This window comes from Kineococcus glutinatus (assembly GCF_039542765.1).
GTDB classification, from domain to species: domain Bacteria; phylum Actinomycetota; class Actinomycetes; order Actinomycetales; family Kineococcaceae; genus Kineococcus_A; species Kineococcus_A glutinatus.
The window spans coordinates 1-876 of the sequence record NZ_BAABIL010000612.1 but is presented as its reverse complement, the minus strand read 5'-3'; the positions used below and the strand labels follow the sequence as shown (position 1 = coordinate 876).

Genomic DNA, 876 nt, shown 5'->3' with positions numbered 1-876 from the left:
GCCGTGGCCCTGCTGCCCGCCGACCTGCAGCGGGCGGCCTCCCCGCTGGAGCTGGTGCGGCTGACCGCCGAGCGGCTGCGCGCCGCCGCCCCCCGCCGCGGCCTGGTGCTGCTCGTCGACGACGCCCACCTGCTCGACGCCGCCTCCACCGCGCTCGTCGCGCACGTGGTGCGGTCCGGCGCGGCGCGGGTGCTGCTCGTCGCGGCGGAGGACGCCGTGCCCGACGCGCTGGCGCCGCTGGTGGAGGAGGGCCCGTGCGAGCGGGTGCGGGTGGAGCCGCTCGGGCCGCAGGAGCTGGCGGCGCTGTGCGCGGCCGTGCTGGGGGCGCCGGTGGAGGGCGCGACGCTGCACCGGCTGGCGCGGCTGTCCGGCGGCAACCTGCTGTACCTGCAGGAGCTGCTGGCGGCGTGGCGCGAGGACGGCACCCTGGTGCTGGAGCAGGGCATGTGGCGGGCGGCGGGGACGCGGGCGCGGGGGCGGCGGCTGGCGCAGGTGGTGGAGCGCCGGTTCGCGCGGCTGGACCCGGCGCTGCGGGAGGTCGTGGAGCTGACCGCGCTGGCCGGTACCGCGGAGGTCGCGCTGCTGGAGGGGCTGGCCGGGGTGGAGGCGGTGCTCGCCGCGGAGCGGGCGCGGCTGCTGCTGCTGGCCGAGGACGGGCACCGGCTGCGGGCGCGGCTGCCCCACCCCCTCTACGCGCAGGTGCTGCGGGAGTCGATGCCGCGGCTCGCCGCGCGGCTGCACCGCCGGGCCCTGGCCGCGGCCCTGGAGGGCACCGGCTGCCGCCGCCGCGACGACCTGCTGCTGCTGGCGGCGCTGCTGCTGGACGCCGGGGACGTGCCCGGCGAGCAGGTGCTGCTGGCCGCAGCAGGTCGTCGC

Annotated in this window: 1 pseudogene; it reads left to right on the top strand. The window is 80.5% G+C overall.

Going from position 1 to position 876, the window contains the following annotated elements:
* Positions 1 to 876, top strand: a pseudogene (locus ABEB16_RS18985) (helix-turn-helix transcriptional regulator); the annotation flags it as partial.